General features: G+C 70.7%; 6 protein-coding genes, 2 tRNA genes and 3 rRNA genes. All 11 read right to left on the reverse strand.

Annotation, left to right across the window (positions count from 1 at the left end; translation table 11 throughout):
* Nucleotides 1-4 precede the first annotated feature (4 nt).
* Complete coding sequence (locus tag ACZ5T9_RS01640; RefSeq protein ID WP_464833593.1) at nucleotides 5-3,724, reverse strand: S8 family serine peptidase; 3,720 nt, start codon at nucleotides 3,722-3,724, stop codon at nucleotides 5-7.
* A gap of 600 nt (nucleotides 3,725-4,324) precedes the next feature.
* A complete protein-coding gene (locus ACZ5T9_RS01645; RefSeq protein ID WP_464833594.1) occupies nucleotides 4,325-6,271 on the reverse strand; it encodes a hypothetical protein in 1,947 nt (648 codons plus the stop codon).
* 267 nt (nucleotides 6,272-6,538) lie between these two features.
* Nucleotides 6,539-7,387, reverse strand: coding sequence for a uridine kinase (udk, locus tag ACZ5T9_RS01650; protein WP_464833595.1), 849 nt, complete (start codon nucleotides 7,385-7,387; stop codon nucleotides 6,539-6,541).
* A gap of 74 nt (nucleotides 7,388-7,461) precedes the next feature.
* Nucleotides 7,462-7,578: ribosomal RNA gene (gene rrf, locus ACZ5T9_RS01655) — 5S ribosomal RNA — on the reverse strand.
* A 103-nt stretch (nucleotides 7,579-7,681) separates the two neighbouring features.
* A 23S ribosomal RNA gene (locus ACZ5T9_RS01660) occupies nucleotides 7,682-10,666 on the reverse strand.
* 174 nt (nucleotides 10,667-10,840) lie between these two features.
* Nucleotides 10,841-10,913: transfer RNA gene (locus ACZ5T9_RS01665), tRNA-Ala, on the reverse strand.
* A gap of 24 nt (nucleotides 10,914-10,937) precedes the next feature.
* A tRNA-Ile gene (locus ACZ5T9_RS01670) sits at nucleotides 10,938-11,011 on the reverse strand.
* A gap of 159 nt (nucleotides 11,012-11,170) precedes the next feature.
* Nucleotides 11,171-12,729, reverse strand: a 16S ribosomal RNA gene (locus tag ACZ5T9_RS01675).
* The 16S, 23S and 5S rRNA genes sit together here with 2 tRNA genes alongside, the layout of an rRNA operon.
* Before the next feature lie 446 nt (nucleotides 12,730-13,175).
* Nucleotides 13,176-14,834: a lysine--tRNA ligase gene (gene lysS, locus ACZ5T9_RS01680; RefSeq protein ID WP_464833596.1), complete on the reverse strand. Its 1,659-nt coding sequence runs from the start codon at nucleotides 14,832-14,834 to the stop codon at nucleotides 13,176-13,178.
* A gap of 213 nt (nucleotides 14,835-15,047) precedes the next feature.
* Nucleotides 15,048-15,527, reverse strand: a complete 480-nt coding sequence (greA, locus tag ACZ5T9_RS01685; RefSeq protein WP_464833598.1) for a transcription elongation factor GreA — start codon at nucleotides 15,525-15,527, stop codon at nucleotides 15,048-15,050.
* A gap of 371 nt (nucleotides 15,528-15,898) precedes the next feature.
* Nucleotides 15,899-16,843: a quinate 5-dehydrogenase gene (locus ACZ5T9_RS01690; RefSeq protein ID WP_464833599.1), complete on the reverse strand. Its 945-nt coding sequence runs from the start codon at nucleotides 16,841-16,843 to the stop codon at nucleotides 15,899-15,901.
* Between the last annotated feature and the right edge of the window lie 26 nt (nucleotides 16,844-16,869).

The following is a 16,869-nucleotide window of genomic DNA, read 5'->3' on the forward strand; positions in this document are numbered from 1 at the left end:
TGTCCTAGGATGCGGGCGGAAGGGGAACAACCTGCACGCTCTCCTCCCCTGCCCCCAGCACCCGCACCACCAGCCCGCTGCTGCGCCCGTCCCAGGCCAGGGTCACCTGGCCTCCCGCGGTGGTATACAGGCGCCCCTGGACGATGAGGCTGGCATCCCGCAGCCGCCCGTCGGTTCGGTCCCGCACCTGCAGGGTGATGCGGGCCGGCACGCCCGGCGACAGGGGCGGGACCAGGGCGGTGACCACCAGCCGCGGCGGGCCGCGGCGCACCCGTACGGGAAGCGGCGCGCCGACGGCCCCGTCCTCGTCCAGCAGGACCAGGTAACCCTGCGGTTCACCGGTGCCCGGCGGCACGTCGAGGAGCGCCATGATCCGGGCCGGCTGGCCGGCCGCCAGTTCCACCGAGCCGGCGGAGACCCGGATGCCGCCCCCGTCGCGGAACCGGCGCAGCACCAGCGGGATGGCCAGGGGCCCGGCGTCCCGGTCCAGCGGCTCGTCCCAGGAGGGCGCGCCCGCGCCGGTGGGCTCGAGTTCCACCACGGCATAATAGCGGCCCGGGGGCGGGTCGGCCACCACCGCCACCGGCTCGCCCCGGCCGTCCCCCACCGGTTCGGCCGCGCCGCCCTCCACCCGGTACAGGTAGAGGCGGGGCCGCCAACCGGCGCGGGGCACCGGTCCCGCCTGCACTTCCAACAGCGCGGTACCGGCCGGGACGTCGAAACCGTAGGGCTGGGGCTCACCGGCCAGCACCATCACCTGGGCCCGTTCCTCCGCCATGCCCGCCGGCTGCGCGGCGCTTGCGGTTTCGCCGGCAGCCGGGCCCGGCGCGCCGCCGGCCGTTTGCTCCGTCGCGGACGACGGGCCGGGCGGCAGTTGCCGCGCCGCCTCCGGCCGGTTCCCCTCGACCGGGCGGGCGGTCGTCTCCACCGGCACATCCCAGCCCATGCCCGCAACCCGGCCTCGCACAGCGCGGCCGTAGGGCACCAGGGTGACGCCGGCCCACAGCCTTCCCCCCTGGGCGCCCGGAGCCCGGACCTCCAGCTCCCGCGGCTCCCAGGCCACCCCCTGGGCCGTCACCGTCACCCGGAAGCTGCTGGCCCGGCGGTCGAAGGCCACCGGCGACAGGGTCGAGAAGAACAGGTCCACCTCCCAGACCCCCGGTTCGGGCGACGGAATCTCCACCGTCCAGTCGGACAGTTCGGGCCCGCCGATCAACCGGCCCGTGTCCCGGGCGCTGTCCCGCACCAGGCGCCCCCCCGGGGCGTAAACCCAGGCGTTGAGGCTGCCGCCTTCCTGTTCCGCGGCCGCCCCTTCCGCACCGTCCCCCGGCCGGTCGACGCGCACCACCAGGCGCGTGACGCCGGGCGGCACCTCCACGAACACTCGTTCGATCTGGCCCCGGCCCACCTGGCCGGTCACTTCCAGGCCGTCACCATCCAGGAGATAGGGTCGCACGAAGGTCTGGAGGAACCCGGCCGGCAGGGACGGTCCGCCCTCCAGCCGGACAAGGGCGGAATAAAGCCCCGGCCGGCCCGGCAGGTCGTACTGCGCGGGCAGGTAGATGCCGTCACCGCCGGGGTAGGGCATGGGGCCGGGGAAACGGGCCCAGGGAGGCGTCCCCGTCCACCGCCCGGTCACCGGCTGCCCCCCGCCGTGGCCCACCGCCAGGGTGAGCACCCCCGGCGCCGCCCCTTCCCAGACCACGCCCCGGTACGGGCGTCCCCGGTGAAGCCACGTGATGGACCATCCGGTGCCGGAAGGAGGACCTGCCTCGCCACCGCCGACGGCCCTCCGGCGCTCCGCCAGGCGCTCGACGGCCGCCGCCGCCTCCGGGACGCCGAACCCCTGCACCGCCGCCGGCACTCCCGGGAGGGGGCGGGCGGAGGCCTGGAGCACGGGCGCCAGGGCAGCCGCCGGCCACTGCGGTGCCTCTCTCCGGGCATGCTCGAGCAGTAGAGCCGCCAGCCCGGCGATGTAAGGGACGGCCACACTGGTGCCCTCGTCGGGGGCCAGGCCTCCGGGCCAGAGCTCCTCCTGCCAGGCGGGAACCAGGGTGTAGGTGACGCCAGGTCCCACCAGGGAGGGGGACGGCGTCCCATCGCGGGCAGGCCCGGCGGCGCTGTAGGGCAGCAGGCGCTCCCCGGCGGGGTCGCCCAGCAGGTCGGCCGCCGCGCCCGGCAGGAAGGCCCCCACCACCAGCCCCGCATCGGCGGGCAGGGCCAGAGCCGTGTGGAGACCCGGCCCGCCATTGCCCGCGGCCAGCACCGGCAGCACGCCCCGGGCCATGGCCTGGCGGAGGACCCGCTCCGTCACCGCCAGCTCCTCGCCCGGGGTCTGGCTCTCGGCGCTGAGGCTGATGATGTCCGCTCCCTGCGCCACGGCGTAGTCCACGGCGGCCAGGATCTGGCTCCAGTCTCCCTGACCGCGGCTGCCCAGAGCCTTGAGCACCATCAGGCCGGTGCCTGGGGCGACTCCCTGATAAGCCGTCCCCGCCGCCGCCAGAATGGACGCCATCCGGGTGCCGTGGCCGTTGGCGTCGAAACCGAAATTCACCAGGATCCCACCGGGGTCGGCGGCCGTCACCACCAGGGCCGTGCCACCGCCCCCGCCCTGCACCGCGGCCTGGCCGGAAGGCTGCGCCGGCGCCAGCCAGGCGACCGGTCCTCCGGCCGCCAGCGGCCAAAGGACCGTCTCCTCCGCCAGGTCCAGGTCCTGATCGCTGTCGATCTGCACCACAGGCCCTAGCGCCGCAGGACCATGCACCGCAGGACCATGCATCGCAGGGCTGCCGGTCCCGCCCGCCCCGCCGGCAGTTCCCTCGCCAGGGGCCGGGGTGGCCGCCCCTCGCGCGGATTCCTGCCGCGCTTCAACTCCACCATCGACGGCCGCACCGGTCCCGGGGTGATCCCCGCCGGGTACCGGCACGCGGTCACCGCGCCAGGGGTAGGCCACCACCAGCCACCGGTCGCGGGCCGTGCCGTTGCCGTTCAGGTCGGTGCCGCCGGGCCCCACGTTCGCCTCGTCCAGCCAGCCCAGGCGCACCTCCGTGCCGGCGGCCCAGGCGGGCAGCCGGACCTGCAGGTTCCCCCAGCGCAGGGTTGCGCCGTCCCCGCCTGCCCGGCCGGCCCGCGCCGTACCCGTCAAAAAGACGTCCCCTTCGGCCGCCCAGGCCGGGTTCTGCCCCTGCTGGAGCACTGCCTCCCCGGCGGCCCGGGCGCGCTCCACCCGCTGGACGAAAGGCACCGCCGAGGTGAAATCCACGTAGTCCACCAGGTGGCGCTGGAACGCCGGCAGGCCGGGGTCGACCCCGGTGTCGATCACCGCCACCCGGACGCCGCGGCCCGTCACGCCGTGGACGGAGCGCAGGGCCGGGGCACCCAGCACCTCCTGGTTGGCCTGGTGCAGGGCCCGCTCAAACGAGGTCGAACCGGTCCCGGTCTCCGGCCCCGGCGACGGTGCGCTGGGCACCGCCACCCCTGCCCGGCGGGCCACCTCAATGGCCTCCACCAAGGGCAACAGCCGGGGAACCACCGCCGCCGGGACCCGCGCAGCCAGAACCGGTGTGGCCCGGCCTGTCCAGAGCACCTGCCCCCCGCCCTGGACGATCCATCGCTCCAACTCGGCCCTCCGCCCGACCCGGGGGGAGAGGGTCAGCGCCACCTGGCCGCCGCGGGCCAGGGCCTCGAGCCACTGGGCCCGCGCCCCCTCCGACCAGCCGGCCACGGTGCCGGTGGCCCCTGTCCCGTCCCCGGCCCAAGGCGGATGCCCGGCTTCGGGCGTGAGCACCATTGGCGAAGGGGTGCGGGGTCCCGGCTCTGCCGGTCCGGGGGTCCCGGAACCGGAGGGGTGCGGGCCGGCCGCACCAGCCTGGACGGGTGCCGGCTCGCCTGCCCACGGCGCCGCCGGAGCGGCTTGCAGCAGCACCCACGGGGCCGCCGGAACGGCTTGCAGCAGCGTGAGCCCTGCCAGCAGAAGGGCCAGCAGGGCATGCCCCACACCCCGGCGCGCGGCTTTGGGGCCGCAGCCGGAACCCGCCCGGCGAAGGGCAGCAGCACCGCCACCGGGTCCACGAACCCTGTGCTGTCGTTCGGTCATGGCCTGGGCTTCAACCCCCGACGCCGTGGATTCGCCCCCCGGCGGGCGGACAACCTGCGCCCCTCCCCTGCGGTCGGGTCCCGGGCAGTGCGGCCCCTGGTATTGCGGCCCTGCCCTTGCGTGCCCCGGGGTGCTGCGCCTCCACCGGCATTGCGCGTGGCATGGCGCGGCCCCGGCCTTGCGCGGCCCGTCGCGTTGGCGTGCCCCTGCCTGGCGCGCCACCCGGCATCAGGCGCCACCCGGCGGCAGTTCGTCCGGCCCGGTGCGCCCCTCGACGTAGGATGCCAGGCTGGGGGCCTCGAGGGCCAGCCAGACCCCATCACCGGGCCTCAGGTCGGCCAGGCGTGCCCCGACACCGTCGCGCAGGATGACGGCGTCGGTGCCGATCACCCAGCGGCCTGTCCCGCTGCCGGTCCGCACGGTGACGACACCACGCAGCAGGTCCACCGCGACCACCTGCCCCCGGACGGCAATCCGGGCGGCCCTGAGCTGGCGCACTGCCCCGGTGGCGCGCCGCAGGGTCACGCTCACCCGGTCCCCCGGGCGCAGCGCCGCCAGGATGCCGGCCCGGCCGTTCACCTGGACGGTCGCCCCCGGCTCCACCTGGAGCGCCACCCGCACCGCCGGGCCGGGCGCACCGGGGGCGTCCTGGCCCTCCTCTGCCCCCCGTCCCGCCAGGCTGGCGCCCGGGACTGGTGCGGAGGCGCCAGCGACTGCGCCCGGGCCCGGCTCTACCGCTGCCCGGCCGGAAGCGGCCCGGTCGCCCCCTGTGCCGGCCGCCGGTGGCACGTTGCGCTCCGGCGCATCCCCTGGCCCGGGCACCTGCCAGGGCGCCGGCGGCCTCCCGGCAGCAGGCGCGGGCGGGGTCGACCCCGGCTCGTTCCCTGGAGGGGCCGGCGCCCATCCCGCCAGGACCAGCACCAGGTGGTGCCGGCGCCAGTCCACTCGGTCGACCGTTCCTTGCAGGATCCAGCGATACCCCTCGACATAGGCCACCGCGGTCGAGGGCGCGCCGGCGGGCTTGCCGTCCGGGGGAGGTGGGATGCTGCCATCCGGGCCGGGGGGAGACTCCACCCAGCGGATCTCGTCGCCCGGCTGCAGATCGTCCAGCCGCGCCGTGCGTGCGTTGAGGTAGACCGCCGCCTGCCCGTCCAGGACCAGGATGCGGTGGAGATCGCCCTGGGTCACTTCGATCCAGCCGTGCCCGGCATCCAGCCTGACCACGGTGCCTTCCCCGTCGAAAAGCATCCCAGCCCGCTCCACCAGGCCCAAGAACCACGGCAATGCCTCGGCCAGCGTCACCCCCGCCGCGGGGTGGGACATCGCCCTTTCACCGGACCCCTGTCCCGCCAGGACCCGGGCCTCCACCTCGCCCAGGTCGCGCGCCTGCAGCGGCAGCACGCCCCCGGCCGGCTGTCCCGGCCGCTCCTCCCCCGGTTGCCCAGGCGGTTTGCCCGCCGGCCGCTCTTCGGGCTGTCCCGACGGGTGTCCCGCCTGCGCTCCCTGGGGCCGCCCTGCTGGCTGCCCGTCCATCACCCCCGCCGGCACCTGGTCCCCACCACCGGCGGGGGTACTGCCCCCTGAGGTGCCGGCGCCCCCGGGCGCCCACTCGGGTGGAACCCAGCCCAGGGCCACGGCCATGGACAGCGCCGCCTGTGCAGACAGGGAAGGCGGCGCCGGCCTTACCAGGGCCGTTACCAGCCAGCGCGCCAGTTCCTCCCGGGTGACGGGCCGTGTCCAGGGCCCCTGAGGTTCGGGCCAGCGGCGCGCCCGCCACAGGGCACGGGCGGCCTCGAGGGCGCCGGTGTCCTGCCGCGCGGTCTCCTCGCCGCCCGGCGCGCTGCCGGTGCCGGGCGCCGGGGACCGGTTCGGATGATCGCCCTGCTCTGGGGCGGCCGGCCCGCTCGGGTCCGCCAGGACCACGGCGGTCGCAAGTTCCGCCCCGGTTCCCGGGCCGGGCCCCTGCGTGGTGACGGATCCCGCACCGGGATCGGGCCGGCCGCCCGTACCGAGACGGGCCTCGGGGGTGGTGCGGGGCCGGCCTCCGGGTCCAGCCTCGGCCGGGCCAGCCCCGCCGGAGGCGGCGGGCGGCCCGGACGCCGCTTCCACGGGGCCGGGTCGCCCAGCGCCTGGCGCCCATGGCAGCACAAGACCCAGAAGAAGGAGGCTGATCACGGCTGCCGTGCCACCTCGGGTCCGCCACCGGTAGCGACGAGGGGTCCCTTCCCTGACCATGCCATCATCACCATGCCATCATCGGCCTCCCCATTTGACGGGAGCACCACCATCCCTGCCGTTCGACAGCCTACCGGCCGGAGACTTCCGGGCGAGGCCCCCGATGAGGAGTTCAAACGGGGGACGGGACTGCGGAGTACCGGCGAGAGCTCGCTCGGCCAGCCTGCCACCGCTGCCGCCCGGTGCGCCGCCGGACCGGGGGAAGCCTCATGGTGCCGGCGGGGCGGGCGCAGGGTCACCAGCCCGGGTGCCGGTTGTGACGGGGGTGGGAGCAGCCGGGGCAACGACAGCCTTGCGCCGCCGCTTGCGCCTTCTCCGCTTGCGGGCCTTGTGTGTCGTGCCGTCTCCTTCGACGGCAGTGCCCGGGCTCCGCCCGGCCTCCACGCCCGGCAGGCTTGATGATGCCGCCAGCAGCCGGGCACGAGTCCCCAGGGCCGCCGCCTGCGAGCCGAGTGCCGCCCGGATGCGCGCCAGCAGGACGTCGACGGCCACGCGGTTGAAACCGCCCTCGGGGATGATGAGGTCGGCATAGCGCTTGCTTGGTTCGACGAACTGCTCGTGCATCGGCTTGACGGTCTCCAGGTACTGGCTGATCACCGACTCCATGGTGCGGCCGCGCTTCTCGATGTCCCGCACCAGCCGGCGCAGGATTCGGACGTCGGCGTCCGTATCCACGAAGATCTTGATGTCCATCAACGAGCGCAGTGTCTCGTCGGCCAGCACCAGGATCCCTTCGACGACGATCACGTCTCGCGGCTCGACCCGGACCGTCCGCCGGTCGCGCAGGTGCTGGGTGAAGTCGTATACGGGCCGGCGAATGGGCCGGCCCCGTCGCAGTTCCTTCAGGTGCCGGATCAGCAGCGGCGTATCAAAGGCGAGGGGATGGTCGTAGTTCAGCCGCGCCCGTTCCTCGAAGGGAAGATCCCGGCGGTCCAGGTAGTAGGCGTCCTGGGGCAGCACGGCCACCCGCCCCGGGAGATGTTCCACGATGCGGCGCACCAGCGTGCTCTTGCCCGAGCCGGTGCCGCCGGCGATGCCAATGACCACCGGTGCCATCAGCGGTCCCTCCTGATCCCCTCGATCATAAACAAAATGGCCCCGCGCGCGAAGGCGCGGAGCCTGAAAGTTTGTTCCGGCGGCGACCTACTCTCCCGGGCGGTGACCCGCCCAGTACCATTGGCGCTGGAGGGCTTAACGGCCGTGTTCGGGATGGGAACGGGTGGGACCCCTCCGCTATGGCCACCGGAACGGTGGGGGGTTTTGCCCCTTGAGGGCGGCACAGGGGAAGGGGAGCGTGGGTGAGGCGGGAGCGGAGCAACGCTTGGCGATGGGCGGGGGGTGGAGGGATGAAGGGAGAAGGCCTCGACCGATTAGTACCGGGTCGCTGAAGACCTTGCGGTCCTTACACGCCCGGCCTATCGACCTGGTGATCCACCAGGGGTCTTACTCCCTTGACGGGATGGGAGACCTCATCTTGGGGTCGGCTTCGCGCTTAGATGCTTTCAGCGCTTATCCGGTCCCGACATGGCGTTCCAGCCGTGCCCCGGGCGGGACAACTGGGATACCAGCGGTCGGTCCTTCCCGGTCCTCTCGTACTAGGGAAGGCGCCCCTCAAGTCTCCTGCGCCCGCAGTGGATAGGGACCGAACTGTCTCACGACGTTCTGAACCCAGCTCACGTACCGCTTTAATGGGCGAACAGCCCAACCCTTGGGACCTGCTGCGGCCCCAGGATGCGATGAGCCGACATCGAGGTGCCAAACCTCCCCGTCGATGTGGACTCTTGGGGGAGATCAGCCTGTTATCCCCGGGGTAGCTTTTATCCGTTGAGTCACGGCCCTTCCACACAGGACCGTAAGATCACTAAGCCCGGCTTTCGCCCCTGCTCGACCCGTCGGTCTCGCAGTCAAGCACCCTTGTGCCTTTGCACTCCGCGCACGATTTCCAACCGTGCCGAGGGTACCTTTGGGCGCCTCCGTTACCTTTTAGGAGGCGACCGCCCCAGTCAAACTGCCCACCTGCCACGGTCCCGGACCCGGATGACGGGCCGCGGTTAGAACGCCCGCCGTCCAAGGGTGGTATTCCACCGTCGGCTCCCCCGAACCTGGCGGCCCGGGTTCGCAGCCTCCCACCTATCCTATACATGGCCGGCAGACGTTCAATGACAGGTTGCAGTAAAGCTCCACGGGGTCTTTCCGTCCAGCTGCGGGTCGCCCGCGTCTTCACGGGCCGCTCAATTTCACCGGGCCCCTCGCCGAGACAGCGCCCAGGTCGTTACGCCTTTCGTGCGGGTCGGAACTTACCCGACAAGGAATTTCGCTACCTTAGGACCGTTATAGTTACGGCCGCCGTTTACTGGGGCTTCGGTTCGGAGCTTTGGGCTTGCGCCCTAACCCCTCCCCTTAACCTTCCAGCACCGGGCAGGCGTCAGCCCCTATACTGCGCCTTACGGCTTCGCAGGGACCTGTGTTTTTGATAAACAGTCGCCTGGGCCTCTTCGCTGCGACCCCCCGGCGCTCCGGCCGCCAGGGCCTTCACCCCAGGGGGCACCCCTTCTCCCGAAGTTACGGGGTCAGTTTGCCGAGTTCCTTAGCGAGGGTTTTCCCGCGCGCCTTAGGCTTCTCGCCTCGCCCACCTGTGTCGGTTTCGGGTACGGGCACCGGAAGCCTGGCTAGAGGCTTTTCTTGGCAGTGGGGGATCGGCCCCTTCGCCCCCGAGGGGGCTCGGCGTCGCGTCTCAGGACTCCCCGGGGGATTTGCCTCCCGGGGCTCCCTACCCGCTTGCACCGGCCATCTCCAGCGGCCGGCGGTACCTACCCTCCTGCGTCCCCCCATCGCTCGTAACGGCTTCCCGGTGGTACCGGAATATGAACCGGTTCTCCATCGCCTACGCCTTTCGGCCTCGGCTTAGGTCCCGACTAACCCTGAGCGGACGAGCCTTGCTCAGGAACCCTTGGGCTTTCGGCGGGCCGGATTCTCACCGGCCTTTTCGCTACTCATGCCGGCATTCTCACTTGCCTGCGCTCCAGCCGGCCTCACGACCGGCCTTCGCCGCCCAGGCAACGCTCCCCTACCACGGGCTTGCGCCCGTCCACAGCTTCGGCGCCGTGCTTGAGCCCCGCGTCATTTTCGGCGCAGGGTCGCTCGACCAGTGAGCTATTACGCACTCTTTAAATGATGGCTGCTTCTAAGCCAACATCCTGGTTGTCTTAGCGACCCCACATCCTTTGCCACTTAGCACGGACTTGGGGGCCTTAGCTGGTGGTCTGGGTTGTTTCCCTCTCGAGCACGAAGCTTATCCCCCGTGCTCTAACTCCTCCGGTTCACCGCGCGGTATTCGGAGTTTGCCTGAGTTCGGTAACCCGCGAAGGCCCCTAGCCCAAGCAGTGCTCTACCCCCGCGCGTCAGCCCGGAAGGCCCACCCTCAAGTGGTTTCGGGGAGAACCAGCTATCTCCGGGTTCGCTTGGCATTTCACCCCTACCCACAGCTCATCCGATGGTTTTTCAACACCAACCTGGTTCGGGCCTCCACGCGGTCTTACCCGCGCTTCACCCTGGCCATGGGTAGATCACCCGGTTTCGGGTCGACCGCCTGCAACTGGCGCCCTGTTCGGACTCGGTTTCCCTACGGCTCCGGACCTGCGGCCCTTAACCTCGCTGCAGACGGTCACTCGCCGGCTCATTCTTCAATAGGCACGCCGTCAGGGCTTGCGCCCCTCCGACTGACTGTAGGCACACGGTTTCAGGTTCTCTTTCACTCCCCTCCCGGGGTGCTTTTCACCTTTCCCTCACGGTACTGGTGCACTATCGGTCGCTCGGGTATTTAGCCTTGGAGGGTGGTCCCCCCAGCTTCCCACGGGGTTCCACGTGCCCCGTGGTACTCGGGAACGCAGCAACGGAGGCCTTCCGCTTTCGCCTACGGGGCTGTTACCCTCTCTGGCCGGCCTTTCCAGACCGCTTCGGCTAGCGGACGGCTTGCTCACTCCGCCGGAGCCCTGCCAAGCTCCGCTCCTGCGCCCCGCAACCCCCGGACGGCAACGGTGGCAGCCTTCTCCACCGCCCGGGTTTGGGCTCCTCCCCTTTCGCTCGCCGCTACTCGGGGAATCTCGGTTGATTTCTTTTCCTCGCGGTACTGAGATGTTTCAGTTCCCGCGGTTCCCCTCCCGAACCTATGGATTCAGTCCGGGATGACGGGGCATTCCCCCCGCCGGGTTTCCCCATTCGGGCATCCCCGGATCAACGCCTGCTTGCGGCTCCCCGAGGCTTTTCGCAGCTTACCACGCCCTTCATCGGCCCTTCGCGCCGAGGCATCCACCGTGTGCCCTTCCTACCTTCTCGCCCTCACACGCCACCCACCCGCCGCAGCGCCAACCGCTGCCCCGCGGGTGCCCACGCGCAAGGCGCGCACACCGGCTTCCCGCGTCACGCTCTCCTGCTTCCCCTATACCGCTGTCAAGGTGCAAAACCCTCGGCCCAAAGAACCGCCCCCGAGGGGGCGGCTCCTGGTTTATGTGGAGACGAGCGGATTCGAACCGCCGACCTCCGGCTTGCAAAGCCGGCGCTCTCCCAGCTAAGCTACGTCCCCACATAAAAGGGCTCAAAGGGACGGTGGGGATAGGTAGATTCGAACTACCGACCTCACCCTTATCAGGGGTGCGCTCTGACCACCTGAGCTATATCCCCACGCCCGTGACCGGGCTTTATTATAGCACCGGTCGCCCCGCCGGCCAACCACCGGCACCGCACCGGGCGACCCGGTCCTTGAAAACCGAGCAGCGCGCTTCGTCGAGGCAGGATCGACCTGGAGTGGGCCGGTGCGGTGCACCGGCGGGCACTCCTTAGAAAGGAGGTGATCCAGCCCCACGTTCCCGTAGGGCTACCTTGTTACGACTTCACCCCAGTCACCGGCCCCACCTTCGACGGCTCCCTCCCTTTCGGGTTGGGCCACCGGCTTCGGGTGTTGCCGGCTCCCGTGGTGTGACGGGCGGTGTGTACAAGGCCCGGGAACGTATTCACCGCGGCATTCTGATCCGCGATTACTAGCGATTCCGGCTTCACGCAGGCGAGTTGCAGCCTGCGATCCGAACTGGGACCGGCTTTTAGGGATTGGCTCCCCCTCGCGGGTTCGCAACCCGTTGTACCGGCCATTGTAGCACGTGTGTAGCCCTGGGCATAAGGGCCATGATGATTTGACGTCATCCCCACCTTCCTCCGGTTTGTCACCGGCAGTCCCCTGTGAGTGCCCGGCCAAGCCGCTGGCAACACAGGGCGGGGGTTGCGCTCGTTGCGGGACTTAACCCAACATCTCACGACACGAGCTGACGACAACCATGCAGCACCTGTCACCGCGCTCCCCGAAGGGCACCCCGGCCTTTCGGCCAGGTTCGCGGTGATGTCAAGCCCAGGTAAGGTTCTTCGCGTTGCTTCGAATTAAACCACATGCTCCACCGCTTGTGCGGGCCCCCGTCAATTCCTTTGAGTTTCAGCCTTGCGGCCGTACTCCCCAGGCGGGGTGCTTAGTGCGTTAGCTCCGGCACGGAAGGGGTCGATACCTCCCACACCTAGCACCCATCGTTTACGGCGTGGACTACCGGGGTATCTAATCCCGTTCGCTCCCCACGCTGTCGCGCCTCAGCGTCAGGGCCAGGCCAGGCAGCCGCCTTCGCCACTGGTGTTCCTCCCGATCTCTACGCATTTCACCGCTCCACCGGGAATTCCGCTGCCCTCTCCTGCCCTCAAGCCCGGCAGTTTCGAATGCACCTCCCCGGTTGAGCCGGGACCTTTCACATCCGACTTGCCAGGCCGCCTACGCGCCCTTTACGCCCAGTGATTCCGGACAACGCTCGCCCCCTACGTCTTACCGCGGCTGCTGGCACGTAGTTAGCCGGGGCTTCCTCCTCCGGTACCGTCAGCAAGAGGCCTTTCAGCCCCTCACCTTCGTCCCGGACGACAGGGGTTTACACCCCGAAGGGCTTCCTCCCCCACGCGGCGTCGCTGCGTCAGGCTTTCGCCCATTGCGCAAGATTCCCGACTGCTGCCTCCCGTAGGAGTCTGGGCCGTGTCTCAGTCCCAGTGTGGCCGGCCACCCTCTCAGGCCGGCTACCCGTCGTCGCCTTGGTGGGCCGTTACCCCACCAACGAGCTGATGGGCCGCGGGCCCCTCCGGCAGCGACCGCCTCACGACGGCCTTTCTTCCACACCCCATGCGGAGCGCGGACCGTATGCGGTATTAGCCCCGGTTTCCCAGGGTTATCCCCCACTGCCGGGCAGGTTGCCCACGTGTTACTCACCCGTCCGCCGCTAGGAGACCGGAGAGCAAGCTCCCCAGTCCCCCCGCTCGACTTGCATGTCTTAGGCACGCCGCCAGCGTTCGTCCTGAGCCAGGATCAAACTCTCCTCCGGAAAGTTCCCTTCCCGCAAGAGAGTCCTCTCGCGGCTCGCGCTCTTTTCGCGTTGCCCGGCCACCGCCACCCCTGCGCTCCCGCGCAGCGGCACGATGACCACCAGGCTCGCAAGGCCTGCCTCTCCACGCGCTGCTCCGTTTTCAAGGACCAGGTTGCGCCGCCGGTTGCGGCGCCGCCGGTGTCGCACCGGCAGGTTTGAAACTTATCAGGCTCGTTCGGGGCCGTCAAGCCCCCGCCGCTGCCGTTTCCGGCCACGGCCGCCGCATCGGTGCAACCCGGCCGCACGCTCCCTGGCGTACGCGGCCCGGCTGCCGCCGCCTGGCGCCCCGCCCTTCGAGCCGGGCGCCGGCGGCGCGGGCGCATCGCGCCGCCCGACCGGCAACGGTGAGTATAACGCCGGTCCGGCGGCGCGTCAAGCCACCCGGGAGCCGGCAAGAAACGGGCCTAATCCCGGGGACGCATCAGCGGGAACAGGATGACGTCGCGGATCGACGGGTTGTCGGTCAGCAGCATCACCAGCCGGTCGATGCCGATGCCCAGGCCGCCCGTGGCGGGCAGGCCGATCTCCAGCGCGTGGATGTAGTCCTCATCCATCTGATGGGCTTCCTCGTCACCCCGCGCCCGGGCCGCCAGCTGCTCTTCGAACCGCTGCCGCTGGTCGTCGGGGTCGTTGAGCTCGCTGAAGGCGTTGGCGATCTCCATCCCCGCCACCATGGCCTCGAAACGGTAGGTCAGATGGGGACGGTCGGGTATGCGGCGCGCCAGGGGCGACAGGACCACCGGATAGTCGTAGAGGAAGGTGGGCTGGACCAGCCGGGGCTGGACGTACACGTCCACCAGCTCATCCAGGACCGCCGCGGGTGTCGGGTCCCTGGTCAGCTCCAGCGCGCGCTCGCGGGCGACGCGCCGGGCACCCTCGTCGGTCAGCACGTCCTCCAGGCGCACGCCGGCCATGCTCTCCAGGGCCTCGGCGAAGGACAGCCGGCGCCAGGGCGGGGTGAAGTCGATGGCCTGGCCCTGGTAGTGCACCACAGGCGACCCGTGCACGGCCTGGGCCACATGGCTCACCAGCTGTTCCGTCAGCTCCATCATGCCCTCGTAGTCGCTGAAGGCCTGATACAGCTCCAGCATGGTGAACTCGGGGTTGTGCCGGGTCGAGATGCCTTCATTCCGGAAGACCCGGCCGATCTCGTAGACCCGTTCCATGCCCCCGACGATCAGCCGCTTGAGGTGCAGCTCCAGGGCGATGCGCAGGTAGAGGTCCAGGTCCAGCGCGTTGTGGTGGGTGACGAAGGGGCGCGCCGCGGCACCGCCATAGATGAGGTGCAGCACGGGCGTCTCCACCTCGTAAAACCCCCGCTGGTCCAGAAAGGCACGGATCTCCCGGATGATGCGCGAGCGCAGCCTGAAGGTCTCCAGCACCTGGGGGTTCACGATGAGATCCACATACCGCTGGCGGTAACGCAGATCGACGTTCTGCAGGCCGTGCCACTTTTCCGGCAGGGGATAAAGGGACTTGCCCAGCAGGACGAACCCGGTGACCTCGACGCTGATCTCGCCGCGGCGGGTGCGAATCACCGTCCCCTCCGCCCCGACCCAGTCACCCCGGTCCAGTTCCAGGAAGGCTGAATAGGTGTCCTCGGCCAGCGGCCCCACCCGGGCCAGCAGCTGAATCCGGCCGCTGGCATCCTGCAGGTCCGCAAAGGCGGCCCGGCCGTGCCGGCGCAGGGCCATGAGGCGCCCGGCCACCCGAACCGGGTGCCCCTCCAGTTCGGCGAACCGGTCGACGATCTCGCGGGCGTGGTGGGTCACGTCATAGCGCCGGCCGAAGGGATCGACGCCCCGCTGCCGCCAGAACTCCAGCTTGGCGCGGCGGGCGCGCAGCACCTCCTGCAGGCGGGCACCCTCGCCGGTTCCACCCGTTGCGTCCGCGCCGGACGGTACCTCCCGGCCGGCTGCCCCGTTCGCACCGGAGACCGCCTCCGTACTGCCCGCCGCGCCCTGGGCCGGCGGAGGCCCGGCCTCTGCACCCCGGCCGTCCACGCCCCGCAAGCCGGCCCTTCCGGCACCCGCGACGGGGCCCGTCACGCCCTCATCGACCACGGCCTGTCCCTCCCGAGCCGAATACAAATGGCGCCAGTCCTGCCAGGACCGGCGCGAAGCATGACAACCGTCGGCATCCTGCTGGCGGATCCCCGCCGTGCACCTTGCCGGGGGCCGTGGGGCGGATGGACGCCGGCCGCCCGAGCCTGCGCGAGTCGCCGGGCCCATCGACGGCCGGCCCCCGGCCCGTACGTTCCCTGCCCGGGGTCCGCCCTACCCGGCCCTCTCGATGCGGACGATCTCGTAACGCAAGGTGCCCGCCGGAACCTTCACCTCCACCACGTCGCCCACGGAGCGGCCAAACAGCGCCTTGCCCACGGGCGACTGGTAGGAGATGCGCAGGGCGGCGGGATCGGCCTCGTTGGACCCGACGATGGTGTACTGCACTTCCTCGCCGGTGTCCACGTCCTTGAGGTAAACGGTGGACCCGATGTTGACCTTGGTCGGGTCGATCTCGTCGTCGTTGACGATGCGCGCGTTGCGCAGCATCTTCTCCAGCTCGATGATGCGCCCTTCCACAAAGGCCTGTTCGTTCTTGGCTTCCTCGTACTCCGAATTCTCGGAAATATCCCCGAACTCGCGGGCCTGCTTGATGCGCTGCGCCACCTCGCGGCGCTTGACCGACTTCAGGTACTGGAGTTCTTCCTCCAGCTTGCGCAGGCCTTCCGCCGAGAGCAGCAGCTCCTTATCCATCGTCCCCCATTCGCTCCTTCCAAGCCGGCCCTTCCAAGGCGACCGCCCCCCGGCAGGAACCCCGTCCCGGCAGGGACCGGGATCCAGCTGGCGAGCGGTGTTGTATTATATGTGGCCACCCCGTGACTGTCAAACCATGCCGCCCGGACCGGTCCATCCCTCCGCTCGTTGCGCGTCCCGGCCGAGGCATCCTCCCCGCCGCCGCGGCAACCGGGCCGAAGGCGGCCGCCTCCGGGCACCGGGATGCAGGGTACCCCGCAACCGCCGGGGGCTTGCATGCCCCTGTCACCCCCGGCCTTCCGGCCATCCGGCCGGGCGGCCCGGGCACCGCCACGGCCCGGGAACCGTCCCTGGGCCGGCACCCGCCGGCCTCACCGTCCAGGGCCTTGCCCGGCCACCCCCTGGGCCGGGCTCGCCTGCAGCTGTTCGATGCGCGGGCGGAAGTTCAGCGCATCCAGCATCCGCTCGTAATCGGCCGGGCCGAGTTCGTCCGGGCGGCGGCCTGAAAGGGCCACCAGCACCGCCTCCATCACGTTGGTGCCGAAGGACCGGCCTTCCAGCTCGGGCGTGGTGGTGACCAGCATCCGCACCCCCCGTTGCCGCAGCAAGGCCACGTCTTCGGGCGTTACCGTATTGGTCAGGATGACCTTGCCGGGCAGGGCGGGGGGCATGTGGCGCCGGATGTAGTGCCAGTCCCCGGCGATGACGTCGGCCCAGGCGAAGAACTTGCCATGCTTTGGTACCGTCTGCTCCTGCTTCTCGCCCGTGGGGTAGAGGACACTCAGCGGCAGCCTGGTGGCGATGGGCGCGACGACCCGCGCGAGGCGCTCCAGGGCGTCGAGGCTGCGCAGGGGGACGGGGATGCCCAGGGCGAAGATGAGATCGCCCAGGATCAGCTGGCAACCGGTTTCGGCCAGGGCTTCCGCCATCCCGAAGCGGTCGACGGCCACGGTCACCAGGACGCGGGAACGGGGAAAGTCGATGACCCCTTCGCGGGCCAGCTGGCGCACCACCCGCCGTTCCAGGGTGTTCTTCAGGCCGCTGCCGTCCACGATGGGGGTCTTCCGCGCCGCCCGCGCCAGCGGCAGGGAGGCGCGCAGCACGTACCGGCGGCGCCCCGCAACGAGGAAGAGGTCGGTGCCCCCCATGCCGAAGGCATCGACCTGGCCGTCCAGCCGGCGGATCAGCTCCACCGCCTTGCGGATGTCGCCGTCGGTGCCGATCCGCTGGATCTCCAGGGTCTCGCCCAGGAGCTCCAGGCGCACCTTGTGATCGCGCCGGGACGAGCCCAGGCTGACGCTGACGATCCGCTTCAAAATCGATGCCTCCCGTCGCCCGGCGG

This window comes from Thermaerobacter nagasakiensis, assembly GCF_055396825.1.